The sequence below is a fragment of the Neglectibacter caecimuris genome (genome assembly GCF_034335015.1).
Lineage (GTDB): Bacteria > Bacillota > Clostridia > Oscillospirales > Acutalibacteraceae > Acutalibacter > Acutalibacter caecimuris_A.
On sequence record NZ_JAWXXK010000004.1, the window covers coordinates 65,232 to 83,007 of the forward strand.

General features: G+C 54.3%; 15 protein-coding genes. 4 read left to right on the forward strand and 11 right to left on the reverse strand.

All coding sequences use genetic code 11. The features are described 5' to 3' along the window. Positions 1-305 precede the first annotated feature (305 nt). Positions 306-935, reverse strand: coding sequence for a TetR/AcrR family transcriptional regulator (locus U8T64_RS06620; protein WP_322182173.1), 630 nt, complete (start codon positions 933-935; stop codon positions 306-308). Positions 936-1,070: 135 nt separating this feature from the next. On the opposite strand from U8T64_RS06620, the gene U8T64_RS06625 reads away from it, so the two are divergent. After that, complete coding sequence (locus U8T64_RS06625) at positions 1,071-1,811, forward strand: SDR family NAD(P)-dependent oxidoreductase (RefSeq protein ID WP_322182174.1); 741 nt, start codon at positions 1,071-1,073, stop codon at positions 1,809-1,811. Between the two features lie 137 nt (positions 1,812-1,948). Here the strand turns inward: U8T64_RS06625 and gpmI are convergent, their stop codons facing one another. The 8 genes from gpmI to U8T64_RS06665 all read right to left on the reverse strand — a co-directional run bounded on the left by gpmI (position 1,949) and on the right by U8T64_RS06665 (position 12,024). Beyond that, positions 1,949-3,460 carry a 2,3-bisphosphoglycerate-independent phosphoglycerate mutase gene (gene gpmI, locus U8T64_RS06630; protein ID WP_322182176.1) on the reverse strand — a complete coding sequence of 504 codons (1,512 nt, stop codon included), beginning with the start codon at positions 3,458-3,460 and terminating at the stop codon, positions 1,949-1,951. 53 nt (positions 3,461-3,513) lie between these two features. After that, positions 3,514-4,284, reverse strand: coding sequence for a triose-phosphate isomerase (tpiA, locus tag U8T64_RS06635; protein ID WP_322182178.1), 771 nt, complete (start codon positions 4,282-4,284; stop codon positions 3,514-3,516). A 75-nt stretch (positions 4,285-4,359) separates the two neighbouring features. Then, entirely contained in the window at positions 4,360-5,658 is a 1,299-nt protein-coding gene (locus U8T64_RS06640) for a phosphoglycerate kinase (RefSeq protein WP_322182180.1), read from the reverse strand. Between the two features lie 185 nt (positions 5,659-5,843). Then, positions 5,844-6,422: a nucleoside/nucleotide kinase family protein gene (locus tag U8T64_RS06645; RefSeq protein ID WP_322182182.1), complete on the reverse strand. Its 579-nt coding sequence runs from the start codon at positions 6,420-6,422 to the stop codon at positions 5,844-5,846. A gap of 208 nt (positions 6,423-6,630) precedes the next feature. Then, complete coding sequence (locus tag U8T64_RS06650) at positions 6,631-7,077, reverse strand: GNAT family N-acetyltransferase (RefSeq protein WP_322182183.1); 447 nt, start codon at positions 7,075-7,077, stop codon at positions 6,631-6,633. A 66-nt stretch (positions 7,078-7,143) separates the two neighbouring features. Further along, positions 7,144-10,632, reverse strand: coding sequence for an FtsX-like permease family protein (locus tag U8T64_RS06655; protein WP_322182185.1), 3,489 nt, complete (start codon positions 10,630-10,632; stop codon positions 7,144-7,146). Positions 10,633-10,674: 42 nt separating this feature from the next. Further along, positions 10,675-11,379 carry an ABC transporter ATP-binding protein gene (locus U8T64_RS06660; protein ID WP_322182187.1) on the reverse strand — a complete coding sequence of 235 codons (705 nt, stop codon included), beginning with the start codon at positions 11,377-11,379 and terminating at the stop codon, positions 10,675-10,677. 111 nt (positions 11,380-11,490) lie between these two features. Then, complete coding sequence (locus tag U8T64_RS06665; RefSeq protein ID WP_322182189.1) at positions 11,491-12,024, reverse strand: tRNA (cytidine(34)-2'-O)-methyltransferase; 534 nt, start codon at positions 12,022-12,024, stop codon at positions 11,491-11,493. A 200-nt stretch (positions 12,025-12,224) separates the two neighbouring features. Here U8T64_RS06665 and U8T64_RS06670 point away from each other — a divergent pair, with 200 nt between their 5' ends. Further along, positions 12,225-12,416 (forward strand): hypothetical protein, encoded by a 192-nt coding sequence (locus tag U8T64_RS06670; RefSeq protein WP_322182191.1) that lies wholly within the window; start codon positions 12,225-12,227, stop codon positions 12,414-12,416. A 73-nt stretch (positions 12,417-12,489) separates the two neighbouring features. On the opposite strand, the gene U8T64_RS06675 is transcribed toward U8T64_RS06670, so the two are convergent. Continuing rightward, a complete protein-coding gene (locus U8T64_RS06675; protein WP_322182193.1) occupies positions 12,490-14,100 on the reverse strand; it encodes an MORN repeat-containing protein in 1,611 nt (536 codons plus the stop codon). Between the two features lie 217 nt (positions 14,101-14,317). Between U8T64_RS06675 and U8T64_RS06680 the strand changes: the two genes are divergently transcribed. After that, positions 14,318-15,139, forward strand: a complete 822-nt coding sequence (locus tag U8T64_RS06680) for a mechanosensitive ion channel family protein (protein WP_322182194.1) — start codon at positions 14,318-14,320, stop codon at positions 15,137-15,139. Here the strand turns inward: U8T64_RS06680 and U8T64_RS06685 are convergent. Beyond that, positions 15,093-16,208, reverse strand: a complete 1,116-nt coding sequence (locus U8T64_RS06685) for a SpoIID/LytB domain-containing protein (RefSeq protein WP_322182197.1) — start codon at positions 16,206-16,208, stop codon at positions 15,093-15,095. The genes U8T64_RS06680 and U8T64_RS06685 overlap by 47 nt on opposite strands. A 185-nt stretch (positions 16,209-16,393) precedes the next feature. Here U8T64_RS06685 and U8T64_RS06690 point away from each other — a divergent pair, with 185 nt between their 5' ends. After that, positions 16,394-17,761 carry a citrate synthase gene (locus tag U8T64_RS06690; RefSeq protein ID WP_322182199.1) on the forward strand — a complete coding sequence of 456 codons (1,368 nt, stop codon included), beginning with the start codon at positions 16,394-16,396 and terminating at the stop codon, positions 17,759-17,761. Positions 17,762-17,776: the final 15 nt, after the last annotated feature.

A 17,776-nucleotide genomic window follows, 5' to 3' on the forward strand; every position in this document is an offset into this window, starting at 1 on the left:
CACTGTCATTCTGAGGAACGAAGTGACGAAGAATCTCGTCCTTGATTCCGGGAAAAGGGAGAAGGACGAGATTCTTCGCTTCGCTCGGAATGACAAGAGGGTGGTGTGCAGATAACCGCTAAATTCCAATTTATAGAATAGTTTCCCACTGTCATTCTGAGGAACGAAGTGACGAAGAATCTCGTCCTTGATTCCGGGAAAAGGGAGAAGGACGAGATTCTTCGCTTCGCTCAGAATGACAGGAGGGAGATGATTGGATAACCGCTAAATTCCAATTTAACAGCTTACTTATGGTCGGTCAGAAATTACCCTTCTGCACCAAGCAGTTTCCCGGTTGCCCGCGGCGGCTCGCCGCCAAGCAGCTCCGGGTCATAGATCAGAGAAGCGGGGAAGGAAAAGCCGGTCAGCTGTTCCCGCAGGGGCTCGGGCATTCCTGCCAGCAGCCAGCTTCTCAGCTCCAGGGGCGGCTTTTCCATGCCGGAGCGCACCCATTCTATAGACATTTCAATTCCGCCGCTGGTATACAGCCGCAAAAGGAAATCGGTGAAGGGCTCGGGAGCTTTTCCTGTGCGGAAGAGAATAACACGCCGGTACAGGCCTTCTGTATAATCCCTCATAATGCGGTACAGTGTGTTGTCATCCGCACAGCGGGTCAGCCGGTAATAGAACTCCCGGTGCGCTTGAAGCGCAAGGGTCATCCGGTCTATCATTTCCTCCCAGGCAACGTGTTTCAGGTCCTGAAACACAGCGGCAAAATCCTGCCCGTAGATCCATCGCAGCAGATCGTCCCGGGTATGGAAATACCGGTAAAAGACCTGCCTGGTCAAGCCGCATTCCGTGGTGATATCCCGAACGCTGATGTGCTTTAGGGTTTTTCGTTTCAGCAAAGCGAAAAGCCCTTCGGCAAGACGAATGCGAACACTTTCGGTTGGCATGGCGAAAAAACTCCTCTCGCGTTGACAGTTTTCAAAAAGTGCAACGGGACAAACGCAATCGACTATGTTACAATATTATCAAACTTAAAAGCTGCGGCCGCGGCTTGAAGAAATTTGATCAAAGGAGAGGTTCCAATGAAAACTGCTATCATCACCGGCGGCTCCCGTGGTATTGGAGAGGCCATGACCCTCAAGCTGGGGGAAATGGGCTACAATGTAGTCGTCAACTATCGTTCCGACAGCTCCAAGGCCCTCACGGAAAACGTGATCGCCAAGCTGAAAGCGGACTACGGTGTAGAAGGCCTGGCCGTTCAGGCTGACGTTTCCAAATACGAGGACTGCGAAAGGCTGGTTAAAGCCGCAGTGGAAGCCTTTGGAGAGAAAATCGACGTGCTGGTAAACAATGCCGGTATTACCAATAATGCCGCCTTCTGCGAGCTTCCCCGTGAAAAGTATATGTCCGTGCTGGAAACCAACCTGATCAGCGCTTTCCATATGTGCCATTTTGTGGTGCCCTACATGGTAAAGGCGAATGAGGGCTGTGTGGTAAATACTTCCTCCATCGGCGGCCTGATGGGCGTTGCCAATCAGGCGGATTACTGCGCCTCCAAGGCGGGCCTGATCGGTATGACCCGTGCCTTGGCAATGGAATTCGGCAAGCAGAATATCCGCTTTAACTGCATCTGCCCCGGCATGATCTGGACAGATATGCTTCGCGGCGTAAACCAGGATGAGGTAGCCGCTCTGGCCCAGTCCATTCCCATGGGGAAAATCGGCGACGTGGAGGATATCGCCAACGCCATGGAATTCCTCATCAAGGATAAGTACATGACCGGACAGTATGTTTCTCCCAACGGCGGCATTTATATGCCCTAAGTGTCTAAAAGAATAGAAAAGGAAAAAGCGGTACCCTGGCTCCATTGAACCGGGGTACTGCTTTTTTGATTTCCCGTCTATTTTACAATGCTTTTCCCCGGTAGTTCCTGAAGAAATGGCGAGATAAGGGGCGCTTTTTATTTGATAATGCTTTCCCCGGTCATTTCTTTGGGCTGGGGCAGCCCCAGCACCTTCAGCATCGTAGGGGCGATATCCGCCAGAACGCCGCCCTTGCGCAGCTCACAGGGGTGATTGATCACGCAGAAGGGAACAGGGTTCGTGGTGTGAGCGGTAAAGGGTGTGCCATCGGCGTCTACCATTTTATCAGCGTTGCCGTGGTCGGCGGTAAGCAGCACGCAGCCGCCCATTTCCTTCACAGCCTCTACCACCCGGCCCACACAGGTGTCCACAGCCTCCACTGCCTTGACGGCTGCCTCAAACACGCCGGTATGGCCTACCATGTCGCAGTTGGCGAAATTCAGGATCAGCGCGTCGTATTTGCCGGATCTTACAGCCTCCACCATTTTATCCGTCACCTCATAGGCGCTCATCTCCGGCTGGAGATCATAGGTGGCAACGGCTGGGGATTTTACCAGAATACGATCCTCTCCGGGGTACTGTTTTTCCACGCCGCCGTTAAAGAAGAAGGTAACATGGGCGTATTTCTCGGTCTCGGCAATGCGAAGCTGAGTCAACCCGTTTTTGGAAAGATACTCGCCGAAGGTGTTTTCCAGAGACTCCGGTTTGTAGGCCACCTCCACATTGGGCATGGTGGCGTCGTACTGGGTCATGCACACATAGGTGAGGGGGAAGAAGCCCTTTTTGCGCTGGAAACCGGAAAAATCCGGGTCTACTAGCGTGCGGGTGATCTCCCTGGCCCGGTCGGGACGGAAATTGTAGAAGATCACGGAATCACCCTCAGAGATGGGGGCGGCCCCGTCGCATACCACCGGCACTACAAATTCATCGGTAACTTCCTTGTCATAGGAATTCTGCACAGCGCAAACAGGGCAGGGGGCATGCTCGCCCTCGCCATATACCATGGCGGCATAAGCCTTTTCCACACGCTCCCAGCGGTTATCGCGATCCATGGCATAGTAACGGCCCATTACAGTGGCGACCTTGCCAACGCCGATTTCCTGAAGCTTTTCCTGAAGCTCCTCCACATAGGCCTTGCCGCTGCTGGGGGGGACGTCACGGCCGTCCAGAAAGCAGTGAACGTAGACCTTTGTAAGCTCCATACGCTTTGCCATTTCCAGCAGGGCGTAAAGATGGCTGTTATGGCTGTGTACACCGCCATCGGACAGCAACCCCATGAAATGCAGTGCCTTGCCGTTTTCCCTGGCTGAGGTCATGGCATGAACCAGCGCCTCGTTTTTGTCCATATCGCCGTCCTGGGCGGATTTTGTAATACGGGTCAGCTCCTGGTACACAATGCGGCCCGCACCGATATTGGTGTGGCCTACTTCACTGTTTCCCATCTGGCCGTCGGGCAAGCCAACGTCCATACCGGAAGCGCCGATCTGCGTGACCGGGTTTTCCTTCAAAATCTGATCCAAATTCGGAGTTTTGGCGGCCACAATGGCGTTGCCCTCATCAGGCGCGATGCCGAAGCCGTCCAATATCATCAAAACAAGAGGTTTTTTCATAGATGCGCGTCCTTTCTTTGACCACAGAACGAAATTCAAAAGAGCAGGAATACTTAGCCCTTGGTGGCTGCTTCCACAATAGCGGCAAAATCATTGGGCTTTAAGGAAGCGCCGCCAATGAGCCCGCCGTCTACGTCAGGCTGGGCAAGAAGCTCCGCAGCGTTACCCGCGTTCATAGAACCGCCGTACTGAATGGTAATGCCATCGGCGGAAGCCTTTCCGTACAGCTCGGCGATCACCTCGCGAATGGTGTGGCAAACCTCGTTAGCCTGTTCGGCGGTAGCGGTTCTGCCGGTGCCAATGGCCCATACAGGCTCATAGGCGATAATGACGCGTTTCAGCTCTTCCGCGGAAACACCGCCCAGAGCGATCTTTGTCTGCATGGCGCAAAGCTCAGCAGTGATGCCCTGTTCCCGCTGCTCCAGGGTCTCGCCTACGCAGAGGATCACGGTAAGGCCCGCGTCCAAAGCGGCCCGCACGCGCTTCTGAACAGTCGCATCGGTTTCGCCAAAGTATTGGCGGCGCTCGCTGTGGCCGATGATCACGATTTGAATTCCCATAGATCTGAGCATATCGGCAGAGATCTCACCGGTAAAGGCGCCGCTCTTTTCCCAATGGCAGTTTTCCGCGCCGATCTGAATGTTGGTGCCCTCAGCGGCCTCCTGGGCGGCGGTGAGATCCACAAAGGGAGTGCAGGCGATCACCTCGCACCCGGCGTCCTTTACCAGGGGGGCAATGGCGGAAATCAACTCTCTTGCCTCGGCGGGGGTCTTGTTCATTTTCCAGTTTCCGGCAATAACAGCCTTTCTCAATGCTTTGTTCATGTTGTATCGATCCTTTCCAAAGTCTAATTACTAAATACTAAATAACTAAAAAGGGCGGTTTTACCGCCCTTTTTCTTACTTCTCGTTCAGGCAGGCAATGCCGGGCAGCTCCAGGCCCTCCAGGAACTCCAGAGAAGCTCCGCCGCCGGTGGAGATATGGGTCATCTTGTCGGCAAAGCCCAGCTTTTCCACAGCGGCCGCGGAATCACCGCCGCCGATGATAGAGATCGCGCCGCTTTCCGCTACCGCCTTTGCCACACCGACGGTGCCGGCAGCAAAGTTTTCCCATTCGGAAACGCCCATGGGGCCATTCCACACCACAGTGCCCGCGCCCTTAATGGCCTCGGTGAACAGCTCAATGGTCTTGGGGCCGATATCCAGGCCCATCCAGCCTTCGGGAATATTGTCGGAAGGAACCTCCTGGCTTTCGGTATTGGGATCGTATTCCTTGCCCACCTTGTTATCCACAGGCAGCAGGAATTTTACGCCGTTCTTTTCCGCATTTGCCATAGTCTCCTTGGCAAGCTCCAGCTTGTCTTCCTCGCAAATGGAGGTGCCGATGGGGTGGCCCATGGACTTTAAGAAGGTGTAGGCCATGCCGCCGCCGATGATCAGGGTATCCACCTTGCTGATCAGGTTGTCGATCACGCCGATCTTATCGGAAACCTTCGCGCCGCCCAGAATGGCCACAAAGGGGCGCTTCGGCTCAGTGAGCGCGCCGCCCATCACAGTGATCTCCTTCTGGATCAGGTAGCCGCACACGGCGGGCAGATAGTGGGAAACGCCTTCGGTGGAGGCGTGAGCGCGGTGGGCGGTGCCGAACGCGTCGTTGACATAGATCTCAGCCATAGAGGCGAGCTCCTTGGCGAAATCGGGATCGTTTTTTGTCTCTTCGGCGTGGAAGCGGATATTTTCCAGAATCATTACCTCGCCGTCCTTCAGGGCGGCGGCCTTTGCCTTGGCGTCGGGGCCGATGCAGTCAGCGGCCATGACCACGTTTTTGCCCAGCAGTTTTCCCAGCTCTACGGCAACAGGGGCCAGAGAGAACTTCTTCACATCGTCCTTGGCGGCCTCCAGAGCCTTGGCGGTGGCTTCCGCCTGCTCGCTTTCAGGCAGCGCCTCAATCTTTTTCTTTTCCTTCTTATCCAGCTTCACCGTATCGTTGAGGATATTGTGGGGGCGGCCCATGTGAGAGCAAAGGATCACCTTCGCGCCGTGATCGGCAAGGTACTTCACAGTAGGCAGCGCGCCTACGATACGCTTGGTATCGGTGATCGCGCCGTCCTTCATGGGAACATTGAAGTCGCAGCGAACCAGCACGCGCTTGCCGCTGACGTCGATATCCTCGACGGTTTTCTTGTTCAGGTAGTTCATGTTGTCTGCACTCCTTTTATAAAAAATTGAGTTTGCGAAACAGTGGATTGACCTACTGATAATTGTATAACAATTTGCGGCGCTTTTCAAGCCAAACTTTGGGAAAAGCGCCGCGTTTTTTGAATTATTTTCCTTTTACCACCGGTTCCGTTTTCCGAAACGGCTGTTGAGGGCGAGAAAAAGGGTCACCGGGAGACCAGGGAGGAAAGCAGCTCCTCCATTACCTGTTCCCGGTTCCGGGAAGTCTCATAGCAGGGCAGGCCGTACTTTTCACATTGCTCCCGGATCAAAATGCTTTGCTCCACCAGATAGTGGCAGCCCTCCATTCGCTCTTCGTCGGAGAGATAGTAGGAATAATCCTGGGGCGTGTCAAACTCCTTCTGGATCTGAAACCGCTCCTCCGGTGTTACGTCGCCGGTGACGAGATACAGGATCCCGCAGCGCTTGGAGTCAATGCAGTTTACATAATCCTCCGGCAGCAGCTGATACATATCGAAAACCACGCCGTACTCCTGCTCGTCATATTCGCCGCTGTCGATCATGGCCTGGAGGAAGGGGGCCATTTTTTTGCTGATAACCTGTAAGGTTTCCAGAGAGGAAAGGCCCTGGTAGGTGTTGACCCCGGTGTCGGGGAAACAGGCCTCAAACCCGGCAATGATGGAATCCACGTTGATGTGCTGATAGCCGAAGCGCCTGGAGACCTGTGCGGAGAGCTTGCTTTTTCCCGCCCTGGGCACCCCGGAAATGATTATGTATTTTTTCATATGGATAACCTCGCTTGGTGAGCTTGGCGGCAAACCGCTTTTTTCTTAGAACTTGTACCGATAGGATACATGTGCAGATTTTCGAGCGGATTTTACCGGGAACAAGGCGTGAAAACGCAGGAAATCTTGCGGTTTTCAAGTTTTCACAACGCAGCTCCCGATAAAATCTGCCGGAAAGCTGTGCATTTTATTCTATTGGTACAAGTTCTTATATTCTCTTACGAAGCCAAAAGGATATTTTTTGATATCCCAAATGTTCATAGAACTCGTGTGCGCCTGTCCGCTGAAAATCGGATGTAATTCCAATCAGGGAAATATTTCGCTCTCTTGCCAATTCCTCAACACGTTCCATCAGCGTTTTTCCTATGCCGCAGTGTTGAAACTCAGGCAAAACAGCAAGTCCATTCACTTGAATGTAGCCGTTGGGTAAGTTGAACGCTAAAACTTCAACGGTCGTGACCAGACCCACGACATTGCCGTTTGTTTCGGCAACAAAAGTCCGGTAGCAGCTGTCATGTTTCATCATCTCACGGATTTGGGCAAAAGATTCATCGGTTACCCTTGGGTCGCCAAGCGCAGTACGCCAGACCTTTGCTGCGGGCAGATAATCTCTGCTTTCAATATCCCTGACAGCTATGCCATGATTCGCGTCCATTAGGAAACCCTCCTGCAGGCCTATTTTGAGTATTCCGATCCCTGCTAACATCTAACAACTAATTACTTATTCCGGCGCCTTCATGCTTTCCACCATGCTGATCTTTTTGAGTTTCCTGTGCATGACCAGGTTTACCAGCACGCTGAACAGGATGGTGAGCAGGGCGGACCATACATAGCTTAGAGGATATACCGTTCTGCCGAACATCACCATGTCGATCTCCGCCGTGCGAATGACGAACTGATGCAGGAAAATGCCCAGAACCAGGCCAACCGCTGTACCGATCACGGTGAGCACAACATTTTCCCGATAGATATAGGCGGAAACCTCCCGATCGTAAAAGCCCAGCACCTTGATGGTGGCAATTTCCTTTACCCGCTCGCTGATATTGATATTGGTCAGGTTATAGAGCACCACAAAGGCCAGAGCCCCGGCGGAAATAATGATCACGGCAATAATGGAATTGATGCCCTGAATGCTGTTCTGAAAGCTTCCGGAAAGCTCTGTGGTAAACCGCGCCGCGGCCACGTCCCGGCAGTTTAACAGCTTTGTGGAAAGGGCCTCCTCCTCTTCGTGGGTGGTGTCCTCCGGCAGCTTGCACAGGATCATATTGTTTTCCACAGGCTCTCCAAAGGCTTTTTCATAAGCGGCAGGGGAGAGGTAGAGATAATGCAGGGCGTAATTTTCACAAATATCCGTGATGGTGAGAGAGGCCTCTTTGTCGTCCTGATTTCTCAAAGTAATGGGATCGCCGACCTTCAGGTGCTGGCGTTCCGCCAGCTTCTCCGTGATGATCACGGAATTTTCCTCAAAGGTCACCGGCAGGCTGTCAGTGCGATGACGGAACGCAAAGTAATCGGAAAGGGCGGGAACATCGGAAGGAACGAAAATGGTCACATCGTCTGCCGGGTCGTTCTTTTTCGGTACAACAGTCCCGTTATTCTGCATGACCGGAAGGGAACCCAGGATCTCCTGCTCATTGCTCAAAAGCTGTTTCAGCTCACGCCCCTCCAGTGCGCTTTCGTCCTTCAGGCCGATCATCAGCTGATACTGGTTCAGCTCATCGTACTGTAAGGATACAATATGGGAAACAGAATCGTTTACACCGAAGCCCGTCATCAGCAGGGCGGTGCAGCCCGCGATCCCGATCACCGTCATAAAGAAACGTTTTTTATAGCGGATCAGGTTGCGGGCGGCCACCTTTTGGGTAAATTTCAGCCGTTTCCAAAGAGGCGTAATGTATTCCAGAAAGACCCGTTTGCCTGCTTTCGGCGCTTTTGGCAGCATCAGCTGGGCGGGAACGGTTTTCAGCTCTGCCCGGCAGGCGCTGAGCGTGGCGGCCAGCGTGCAGGCCACGGCGGTCAGAGAAGAAAACAGGGCATAGGGGAGGTTAAAGGGAGTGAGAGCCTTGGGAATATCGTACATGATATTATAGGCGTTTATGATGATATAGGGGAACAGCCGGAAGCCTACGGCCAGGCCGAAAACGCTGCCCGCGACGCTGGCGCAGGCGGCATAGAGCAGATATTTTACCGCGATCTTTCCTGAGGAATAGCCAAGGGCTTTCATGGCGCCGATCTGCTGCCGCTCCTCCTCCACCATGCGGGTCATGGTGGTCAGGGCCACCAGGGCGGCCACCAGGAAAAAGAAAGCGGGGAACACGGCGGCGATAGCGCCTATTTTATCCGCGTTGGAATCATAGCTGGAATAGCCCGCATTGTCGTCTCTGGTGAAAAGATACCACTTTCCTTCCTCCAGCTCGCGAACCTTGCTTTCCGCGTCCTTGATCTGTTCCTCCGCGTCCGCCAGCTTTTCTTCGGCCTCCGCTTTTCCGTCTTCATATTCCTGCCGCCCGTCCTTGAGCTTCTGGCGGGCGTCCTCCAGCTGAGAAAGACCATCCTCATACTCTTCACGGCCATTGGCCAGCTCCCGCTCCGCGGCGGCAAACTCTCCCTGGGCCGTGATCTGCGCCTGGCGCAGTGCCGCCGTATTGCGGTCAAGCTCTGCCTTTTGTGTATTTAATTGATTTTGCTGCTCCTCCAGGGGCTTGCTTTGCACGGCCAACTCCCGATAAGCGGCGTCCAGCTTCTCCTGGGAGGCGATCAGCTCCTCCAGCTTTTCCTCATATTCTGCTTTTCCAGCTTCCAGAGCCTCCCGGGCCCCGGCGGTATCGGTACCCTGGGTGGCCAGCTCCTCCAGTCCGGCCTTTAACGGAGCGAACTGCTGAGCCGCGTCGGGATACAAAATTTCCATTTGGGCCAAAGCGGCCAGCGTTGCTCTGTCCGAGGTGTCCTCGGAAGGCAGGCCGAGCACACCTGCTGCCTGCCAGAAGGCTGCCTTTCCGGTCTCCAGCCCGAAAAGTTCCGCCTCTCTTTGATCCAGCTGCTCCTTGGCGGCGTCCAGCTGCTTTTTCCCTTCCGCCAGCTGCTTTGCGCTTTCGTCCAGAGGAGCTCGGGCAGCGTCTATTTGTGCTTTTCCCTTGTCCAGCTGGGCCTGATATTCCCGAAGCTTTGCATAGCCCTCGTCAAGCTGGGCCTGGGCGGAAGCGGTCTGTGTGCGGTAAGCGGCCCGCTGGTCGTTTAATTCCTGCTGGCCCCGGTCCAGCTCCGCCTTGGCGTCCGTCAGTTTTTGAGCGTTTTCCTCCAGCTCCCGCTCGCCGTCTGCCAGTTCCTTTTCAGCGTCCGCCAACTCCTGTTCCACTTCCGCCTTTTTCTCTTCATATTCGTGGCGGGCATCGGAAAGCTTTTCTTCCGCCTCGTCCACAATTTCCCGATAGCGAAGCTCGGCGCGCTCCTCGCCCAGGGTTTCCAACGCCTCTTTTACCGTATCGGTTTTTTCTTCATACTCGCTGTCAAAGGAACCGAGCTCTTTAGCGCCGGACAAAGTGAGATAAAAGCCGGTATAGACCTCCCGGCTCACCGTTTCGGGTAAAGTGTATACGATCAGTCCCAGCGTACCGGTGCCCACGGTGGTGTGCTCCTGCTCCATGGAAAGATACAGGGGACTTTTGGCGGTGCCCACTACAGTGAGAGGAGAGGTAAGTCCCTGGTTTTCTTCGTCGCTTTCTTCCGTCTTTTCGTCTTTTTCGGGAGTCAGCGTCTGTCCGATCCAGTTTTGCTTTCCGCCCAGGGTCTTGGTTTCTATCACAACGCACTCTCCGGCCTTTTCCGGCATGCGTCCGGTTTGTAAAATCAGGTTGTTTATGCCGGGCTCACTTTCCCCGGGAAGAGTGTGTACCCGGGCTGTGTGGGAGTCCCCGTCGGGCGTGAGAAGCACCAGATCCTCATCATAAACCGGCAGCACCGATTCCACGCCCTCCGTCTGCCTGACAAGCTCCAGGTCCTGCTCCGTCAGACCCAATGTGGAAACCACCCGCAGGTCGTACATGGCAGTATCGTCATAATAGCTGTCGGCGGAAAGGCGCATATCGCCCGGCGCGGCCAAAAGCCCGGCCAGAAAGCCAACCCCCAGCGCCACAATGGCAAAAATAGCCAGAAAGCGGGAAAGCGAACTTTTCACAGTGCGCAGAATATTTTTTCTGTAAGAAGGGTTCATGCCGGAGCTTCCTTTCCGAAAATGGGGTTCAAAGGCAAGCGGTCACCATTCGATCTCTTCCACCGGGACAGGGTGGAGGTTCTTTTCGTTGGAGAGCACCTGTCCGCTGTTTATACGGATCACACGGTCCGCCATGGCGGTGAGAGCGCTGTTGTGGGTAATGACCAGCACAGTACGCCCGGTGCTTCGGCAGGTGTCCTGCAAAAGGCCCAGTACGGCCTTGCCGGTCTTGTAATCCAGCGCGCCGGTAGGCTCGTCGCAAAGCAGGATCTTCGGGTTCTTCGCCAGCGCCCTGGCAATGGAAACACGCTGCTGCTCGCCGCCGGAAAGCTGGGCGGGAAAATTCCCCAGCCGATCTCCCAGGCCGACGCCCTCCAGGGTTTTGGTGGCGTCCAGCGGGTCGCGGCAGATCTCGCTTGCCAGCTCCACATTTTCCAGGGCCGTTAAATTCTGTACCAGGTTATAAAACTGAAAGACAAAGCCCACATCGTACCGGCGGTAGGTGGTGAGCTGCCGGGGCGTATAGGCGCTGATTTTTTCTCCGTCCAGCAGGATCGTTCCCTCATCGCAGGTATCCATACCGCCCAGCATGTTGAGCACAGTGGTTTTTCCCGCGCCGGAGGGGCCCACGATCACGCAGAACTCGCCTTTGTCTACAAAGAAACTGATGTGATCCGCTGCCGCGATCCTGTTTTCTCCCATGGTGTAGTATTTGCACACGCCGTCAAATTCGATAAAATGAGGCAAGAGAAATTCCCCTTTCCAATGCGCTGAAATAGTCAAATGCGATCCTGATAAGAAGTATAGGCAGAAAATTTTAAGAAAGTATGAAAAAAAGAAAATTGGTGCTCCAAAAGCTCAAAGAAATTCAGAATAGGGCTTTTTCTGCTTTGCCGCCGCCCAGTCAAAGTCCCGCAGCTCTCCCTTACAGGATAGGGTGGGAAAATCCCATTGGCGCAGCGCTTCAAAAACGCCGATGGCCACAGAATTGGAAAGGTTCAGGCTTCTCATGCCGTCCAGCATGGGGATACGCACACAGCTTTCCGGGTGCTCAAACAAAAGCCTCTCCGGCAGCCCGGCGGATTCCTTCCCGAAAAACAGGTAGCAGTTGTCTGGATAGGAAATATCGGTATAGCGCTTTTCGGCCTTGGTGGTAAAAAAGTAAAAAGCGCCGGTATTTTTTTCAAAAAACTCGGACAAGCTATCATAAGTAAAAAGTGTGAGAAAGCTCCAGTAATCCAGCCCTGCGTGGCGCAGCTTTTTATCCTCCGGGATAAAGCCCATGGGGCCCACAAGATGAAGCCGCGCTCCGGTAACGGCGCAGGTGCGGGCAATGTTCCCCGTGTTTTGCGGGATTTCCGGCTCTACCAGAACAATGTTTAGATTTGGCAAAAGGAACACACCTTTCGGAGAATAGTTGTTAGATGTTAGTAGTTAGTTGTTTAGAAAGGGCCAAAGGACATGGGTCGGTTTTTTTGGTGATTGGCGTTTCCTTGGATTTTCGCATAAAAAAGGAGGAGAAGGGCATCATGGAAGGGAAGGCAGCTCTCAGACTGCTCAGATATATCTTAGTATTATGGAGGTTTTGTGCAATGGCAAAGCAGGTGATGAACGTGGCAAAAGGCATCGGCATGGGTGTTTTGGCAGGCGTAACGGTGGCGGCCATCGGGACTAAGGCCATGTCAGGAGGCCGGAAAAAGGCGCGGGTCATGAAGCGTAACGCCGGAAAAGCCATCCACACGGTGGGAAATCTCATTGGCGATGTGGAAAAGATGCTGAAGTAAAACGCTTTCTTTTTGTGAAAAGGGCCTCGATCAGAGGCCCTTTTCTGTAGAGAAAAATAACGGAACAAAAGCGTCAGGATTCCTCCGGAAAAGGAAGCTCCTCTGTGGTTTCTTTTCGCTTCTGGTACAAAATGCCGTTGTAATATTTTCCGTCCTGCCATTCCCCGTCAAATACGATCCCGCCGCTGCTGTCAAATTCCGTGCCATGTCCGTTTCGCATGCCGTTTTTCCAGGCGCCGTAGTAAACAAGATTTCCCTCTTTGTCGAAGGAAGAGCCCAGCCCGGTAAATTCGCCGTTTTCCCATTTCCCCACAAAAATAGTGCCGTCCGGCTGGGGGAAGGAAACGCCGGCACCCTGTTTTTTCCCATCTGTCATATAGCCGCCGTAGCGAAGGTTTCCGTCCTTGTCAAACAGAGAGACCAAATTGCCCGGCTTCCCGTTTTCCCATTTTGCGATGTGCAGGGCATGGTCTCCCTCCCGGAAGGAAACGCCCAGGCCATCCCGCTTGTCCTCCTTCCAGAATCCGGCATAGCAAAGGCTGCCGTCCTTGTAATAGTGAGAGCCGAAGCCCTCCCGCTTTCCGTTTTGGTATTCGCCGTGATAGACCGCTGCTCCGGTTTTTTGCCCGGCCTGTTCCGCCACTGTGAGCTTTCCGTTTTGCACTGTCCCGTAATATGCGCCGCCGGAGGCGCGGCCGCTTTCCGGTTCAACCGCGTTTTCCTGAGAAGCCGGCTGCTCCTGAGGCGCTTCCGGAAGCCCTGCCGCTTTTCTGGCGGCCGCCAGGATCCGTTCTTCCCGGGAGCTCTCCGGCGCTTTTTGCTCCTCTACCTCGGGAACCGTGGTGAACTCCTCGCTGTCAGAGGAAAGAGCGGGGCCCGGCAGAGCAGGCGACTTCTGTTCCGTTTCCTGCCCCGGCTCTACCTTGGCGTATTCCTCCAGGCTCGTAAAGGTAAGGGCGGTTTCCTCCTCACCGGCTTCTCCGGCAAGAGAACCATCCTTTACCTCCCAGGCGGGCATCAGAACAATGGTGCCGTCCTTGATCTCCTCCAAAGCCCGCTTTCTGGCCTGGGCTTCCTTTTTTGCGCAGTAGCAGAATTCTCCCTCCGCCGTGGAAACGATCAGGCCCGGCTCGCCAAACCTGGCGTTTAAAATGCTCTGCTCCGCCGTACCGGAAAGGTAGGGCAGAGGGTGCAGCTCTGTAGAACGATACCGCCGATGCTCTGTTTCCCGGTCAAAGCGCTCCACCACGTCAAAGGAATCGCTGGGCTTAAAAATTACCTGGGCCGCGGCAGTGTCCCAGGGATCGTAATATTCCGATTTGATCCACAAATGGTTTTTATCAAAATAGATCCGGCTTTGAATGATCCCCCGAAAGTCCCGGCGAACCACCGCGTAGCCGTTTCGCTGGTCAAAGGCTTCTTCCAAAATGATTTTTCCGGCGGTTTTTTTCCAATAGAGGCCATGGCGGCGAAGCTTTCCGGAAAGCTTTCCGTCAAAGCCCTTGATCACTTCGTTCTTTCCCGCCCTTACAGCCTTTTTGCCACGGGTGAAGAACTTTTTTCGGGCCGCGGCAAGCTCCCCGTGCAGGCTTTCCAAATCGTCCCGTTCCGGAAAGCAGACGGCGTATACGTCCCGCGTCAGCAGGCTGGAGCGCATGGCGCTTGTGGCTGTTGTAATATCCATGAAGGCCTCCGAGAGTTTAGTCGTTAGTTGTTAGAGAAGGGCAGGGTCGAGCTTTCTGCTTTATTATAGCAATATTTTTTGTGCTTGCAAAGGTAAAAGGGCAAAATATCCTTGAAAAATTTATCTTTTTCGGGAAAAAACATTTTTTTCATGACTTTTTCGGAGAAAGCGGTTATACTGGAACAAGAAAAAGCTTGATAAAAAAGCGGGGAAAAGTATGAAAATGTCCTGGAAGGAAGTATTGGATTCTGTTTTGCGCTGGCTTGGCGGCTTTGCCGGAAACCTGCTGCTGGCAGCGGTGATTTTTTTTGCTGGCTGGTTTCTGGCGAAGCTTGTCTCCCGGCTGGTAAAAAAGGCAATGGGAAAAGGGAAGCTGGAGCCCTTGGTAATAAGCTTCACAGGTTCCCTTGTCAAAGCCCTTGTGCTGGTGGTGGCTTTTATCAGCGCCATAGCGCAGCTGGGGGTGAATATCACTTCCCTGATCGCGGCGCTGGGCGCGGCGGGCCTCACCGCCAGCTTTGCACTGCAGGGCAGCCTTTCCAACCTGGTCAGCGGTATGCAGATCATTTTCACAAAGCCCTTCAAAATGGGAGATTACCTGGCCTTCGGAAATTATGAGGGGACCGTCAAGCGCATTGAGATCCTGTATACCGTTCTTTCTACCTTCGACAACAAAGAGGTGATCGTGCCGAATTCGCAGATCACCGGCGGCGTGGTGGTAAATTATACCAGCAACGGCACCCGCAGGCTGGACTTGAGCTATGCGGTCTCCTACCGGGCGGATCTGCGGCAGGCCAAGGAGGTACTGGCAGAAACCGCTCTTCAGGACCCGCGGGTCTTAAAAGAGCCTGTCCCCATTATTGCGGTAGGGGAGCTGAAGGACAGCTCCGTTACCCTGGTGGCAAAGCTCTGGTGCCGGCAGGAGGAGTACTGGAATCTTTACTATGCCATGCAGGAAGCGGTAAAGGAGGCATTTGACCGGGAAGGGATCGTCATTCCGTATCCTCAGCTTCAGGTACATCTGCCTCCTGAGAGATGAGGCTGGTTCCAGGATAGTAATAGGAAAGAATGTCCCGGTAGCTTTCGCCCCGCTTTGCCAGAAAGATGGCTCCGGCCTGGCTCATGCCCACGCCATGCCCCCAGCCCCGTACCGTAAAGCGGAAGCCCTCCTCCGTTTGTTCTACCTGAAAACAGGCGCTTCGCAGTGAGAAAGCGCCCCGCAGCTCTGTGCCGGTTACTGGCTTTCCCCCTAAAACGGCGGAGCTTACATAGCCGGAAGGCGTGTAGGTGACCTCCGTCAGCCAGCTGTTTTCCGGCCCGGAAAACACGGGGGGTTCTTCCGTAAAATAGGCGGAAGCGGCGTCCCTGAATTCCTGAAAAGTCAGGGAAACCGTACTGCGGTAGCCGCTGCTGAGCTGATCTCCCGGGCTGGCCACCGCCTGAAGATAGGGCAGGCTGCCGCCCCACACGTTTTCAGAGGTTTCGGTGCTGCCGGAGGAGATGGCAAAATAGGCTGCCAAAATAGGCTGCTCCTCCCATTGCAGAAGCTCTCCGGCCACTTCGGCCGCGGCTTCCTTCAAAACGCCCAGATTGCTTTCATAGTCCTCTCCCCAGCGGGTTTGCATGGCCTCCTCCGAAGCCCATACCTGCCAGCGGCTGCTGTCGCATTCTATCAGCTCTCCGGCCGCCCGTTTCCGGGAAAACAGGGTATAGCAGGCCACCGCCTGGGCCTTCAACGCCTCCTTGGGGGCGGAAAGATCCATTTCACAGGCAATGGCGGCGGGGATCAGCCTGGAGGCCGGAACAGAAAGGGTCTTCCCGGTGGCATGGTCGTACAGGGAAAAAACGTCCTTCTCCGAAAGCTCTTCAGGAGTTTTGCCTTGTCCGGGAACGCCCTGGTCCAGAAATCCGGGAAGCTTCGGTTCGGAAACGGAAGAGCTTACCTCCGGGGCGGGGGAGGCTGCCGCTTGATCGGGGGAAGAAGCTTTTACGCTTTTTATTTTACCCAGCGCGTACACTCCCGCGGGCAGCAGGGTGATGGCGGCGTAGATGATAAAAAAGACAAAAATCACCTGCTTCAGTCCGCTTTTCTTTTTTTGTGTCCGCATAACGATCCAATCTCCTTTTACATATTTTTTCAGCTAATCTTTCAAAAACTTGGATTTTTCAGGCGGATTTAGTATAAAAACGCCGAAAAATGAATTTCTTTGCCTTTTATAATTCTTATCAGTTGACTTCCGGCGCTTGCCGCTGTACAATCAGACAATAGCTTTACGGGAAAGGAGCGGTGCGTGTGCAAAGGCTGAACAGCGAAAGCGAAACCAGCACCACGATCCAGGAGCTCTGCGAGGAGTACCGGCAGAACAACAGGATCACCAAAGAGGAATATGAATCGAACCGGGTCAAGCGCGGCCTGCGAAACCCCGACGGCACAGGCGTCATGGCGGGGCTGACCCATGTGTGCAATGTGCACGGCTATCTGATCGACGATGGCGATAAGGTACCGGATAAGGGCCGCCTTACCTACCGGGGCATCGATATTGAAAAGCTTGTGGAGGGCAGTGAGCAGGAGGGCCGCTTCGGCTTTGAGGAGGTGGCCTGGCTGCTGATCTTCGGCAAGCTGCCCGATCGCCGCCAGTTTGACCGCATGTGCGGGCTTTTGTACGATAACAGGGAGCTACCGGAATATTTTCTGGAGGACACTATTTTGAAAACGCCCTCTCAGAATCTGATGAACAAGCTTTCCAGATCGGTGCTTACCTTATATTCATATGACGACGATCCGGAAGACTTGTCTCTGGAAAACAATATGCGGCAAAGTATTTCTCTCATTGCCCGGCTGCCCTCCATCATGTCTTATGCCTATCAGGCAAAGCGACGTTATTATGATCATGAGACCATGTTTTTTCACCCCTATGAGCCGGGGCAGTGTACGGCAGAGGCAATCCTGAACGCTCTGCGCCCGGACAAGGAGTTCACTCAGGAAGAGGCAAGGCTCCTAGACCTGTGCATGGTGCTTCACGCGGAGCACGGCGGCGGCAACAATTCCACCTTTACCACCAGGGTGCTGACCTCCGCTGGTACGGATATCTATTCTGCCATCGGCGCGGCTATCGGCTCTCTGAAGGGCTATAAGCACGGCGGCGCCAACCACAAGGTGCGTATGATGATGGACGATATCATGGAGAACGTGAAGGATTGGCAGGACGAAGGAGAAGTCACCGATTATCTGGAAAAGATCCTTCGGGGAGAGGCGGCGGACGGCAGCGGCCTGATCTATGGTGTGGGCCACGCCATCTATACGCTTTCCGATCCCCGCGCCGTGATCTTGAAGAGAAAGGCGGGGGAGCTGGCGGCGAAAAAGGGCTTTGAAAAAAAGCTGGCGCTTTACGAGCTGGTGGAAAAGCTTTCTCCGGCCGCCTATCAGCGGGTTACCGGAAATCAAAAGGTCATCAGCGCCAATGTGGATTTCTATTCCGGCCTGGTCTATGAAATGCTGGGGATCCCGGAGGACCTTTTCACGCCCATGTTTGCCGTGTCCCGCATTGCCGGCTGGTGTGCCCACCGGATCGAGGAGCTGACCACCGGCGGGCGGATTATGCGCCCGGCTTACCGGGCCCTGCCGGTAGCCCAGGGATATGTCCCCCTGGATCAGAGATGATCAGCCCGTTTCAGT

Coding starts and splice junctions, on each gene's coding strand:
- U8T64_RS06620 (WP_322182173.1), bottom strand. CDS start 935: ATGCCAACCGAAAGTGTTCGCATTCGTCTTGCCGAAGGGCTTTTCGCT.
- U8T64_RS06625 (WP_322182174.1), top strand. CDS start 1,071: ATGAAAACTGCTATCATCACCGGCGGCTCCCGTGGTATTGGAGAGGCC.
- gpmI (WP_322182176.1), bottom strand. CDS start 3,460: ATGAAAAAACCTCTTGTTTTGATGATATTGGACGGCTTCGGCATCGCG.
- tpiA (WP_322182178.1), bottom strand. CDS start 4,284: ATGAACAAAGCATTGAGAAAGGCTGTTATTGCCGGAAACTGGAAAATG.
- U8T64_RS06640 (WP_322182180.1), bottom strand. CDS start 5,658: ATGAACTACCTGAACAAGAAAACCGTCGAGGATATCGACGTCAGCGGC.
- U8T64_RS06645 (WP_322182182.1), bottom strand. CDS start 6,422: ATGAAAAAATACATAATCATTTCCGGGGTGCCCAGGGCGGGAAAAAGC.
- U8T64_RS06650 (WP_322182183.1), bottom strand. CDS start 7,077: ATGGACGCGAATCATGGCATAGCTGTCAGGGATATTGAAAGCAGAGAT.
- U8T64_RS06655 (WP_322182185.1), bottom strand. CDS start 10,632: ATGAACCCTTCTTACAGAAAAAATATTCTGCGCACTGTGAAAAGTTCG.
- U8T64_RS06670 (WP_322182191.1), top strand. CDS start 12,225: ATGGCAAAGCAGGTGATGAACGTGGCAAAAGGCATCGGCATGGGTGTT.
- U8T64_RS06675 (WP_322182193.1), bottom strand. CDS start 14,100: ATGGATATTACAACAGCCACAAGCGCCATGCGCTCCAGCCTGCTGACG.
- U8T64_RS06680 (WP_322182194.1), top strand. CDS start 14,318: ATGAAAATGTCCTGGAAGGAAGTATTGGATTCTGTTTTGCGCTGGCTT.
- U8T64_RS06685 (WP_322182197.1), bottom strand. CDS start 16,208: ATGCGGACACAAAAAAAGAAAAGCGGACTGAAGCAGGTGATTTTTGTC.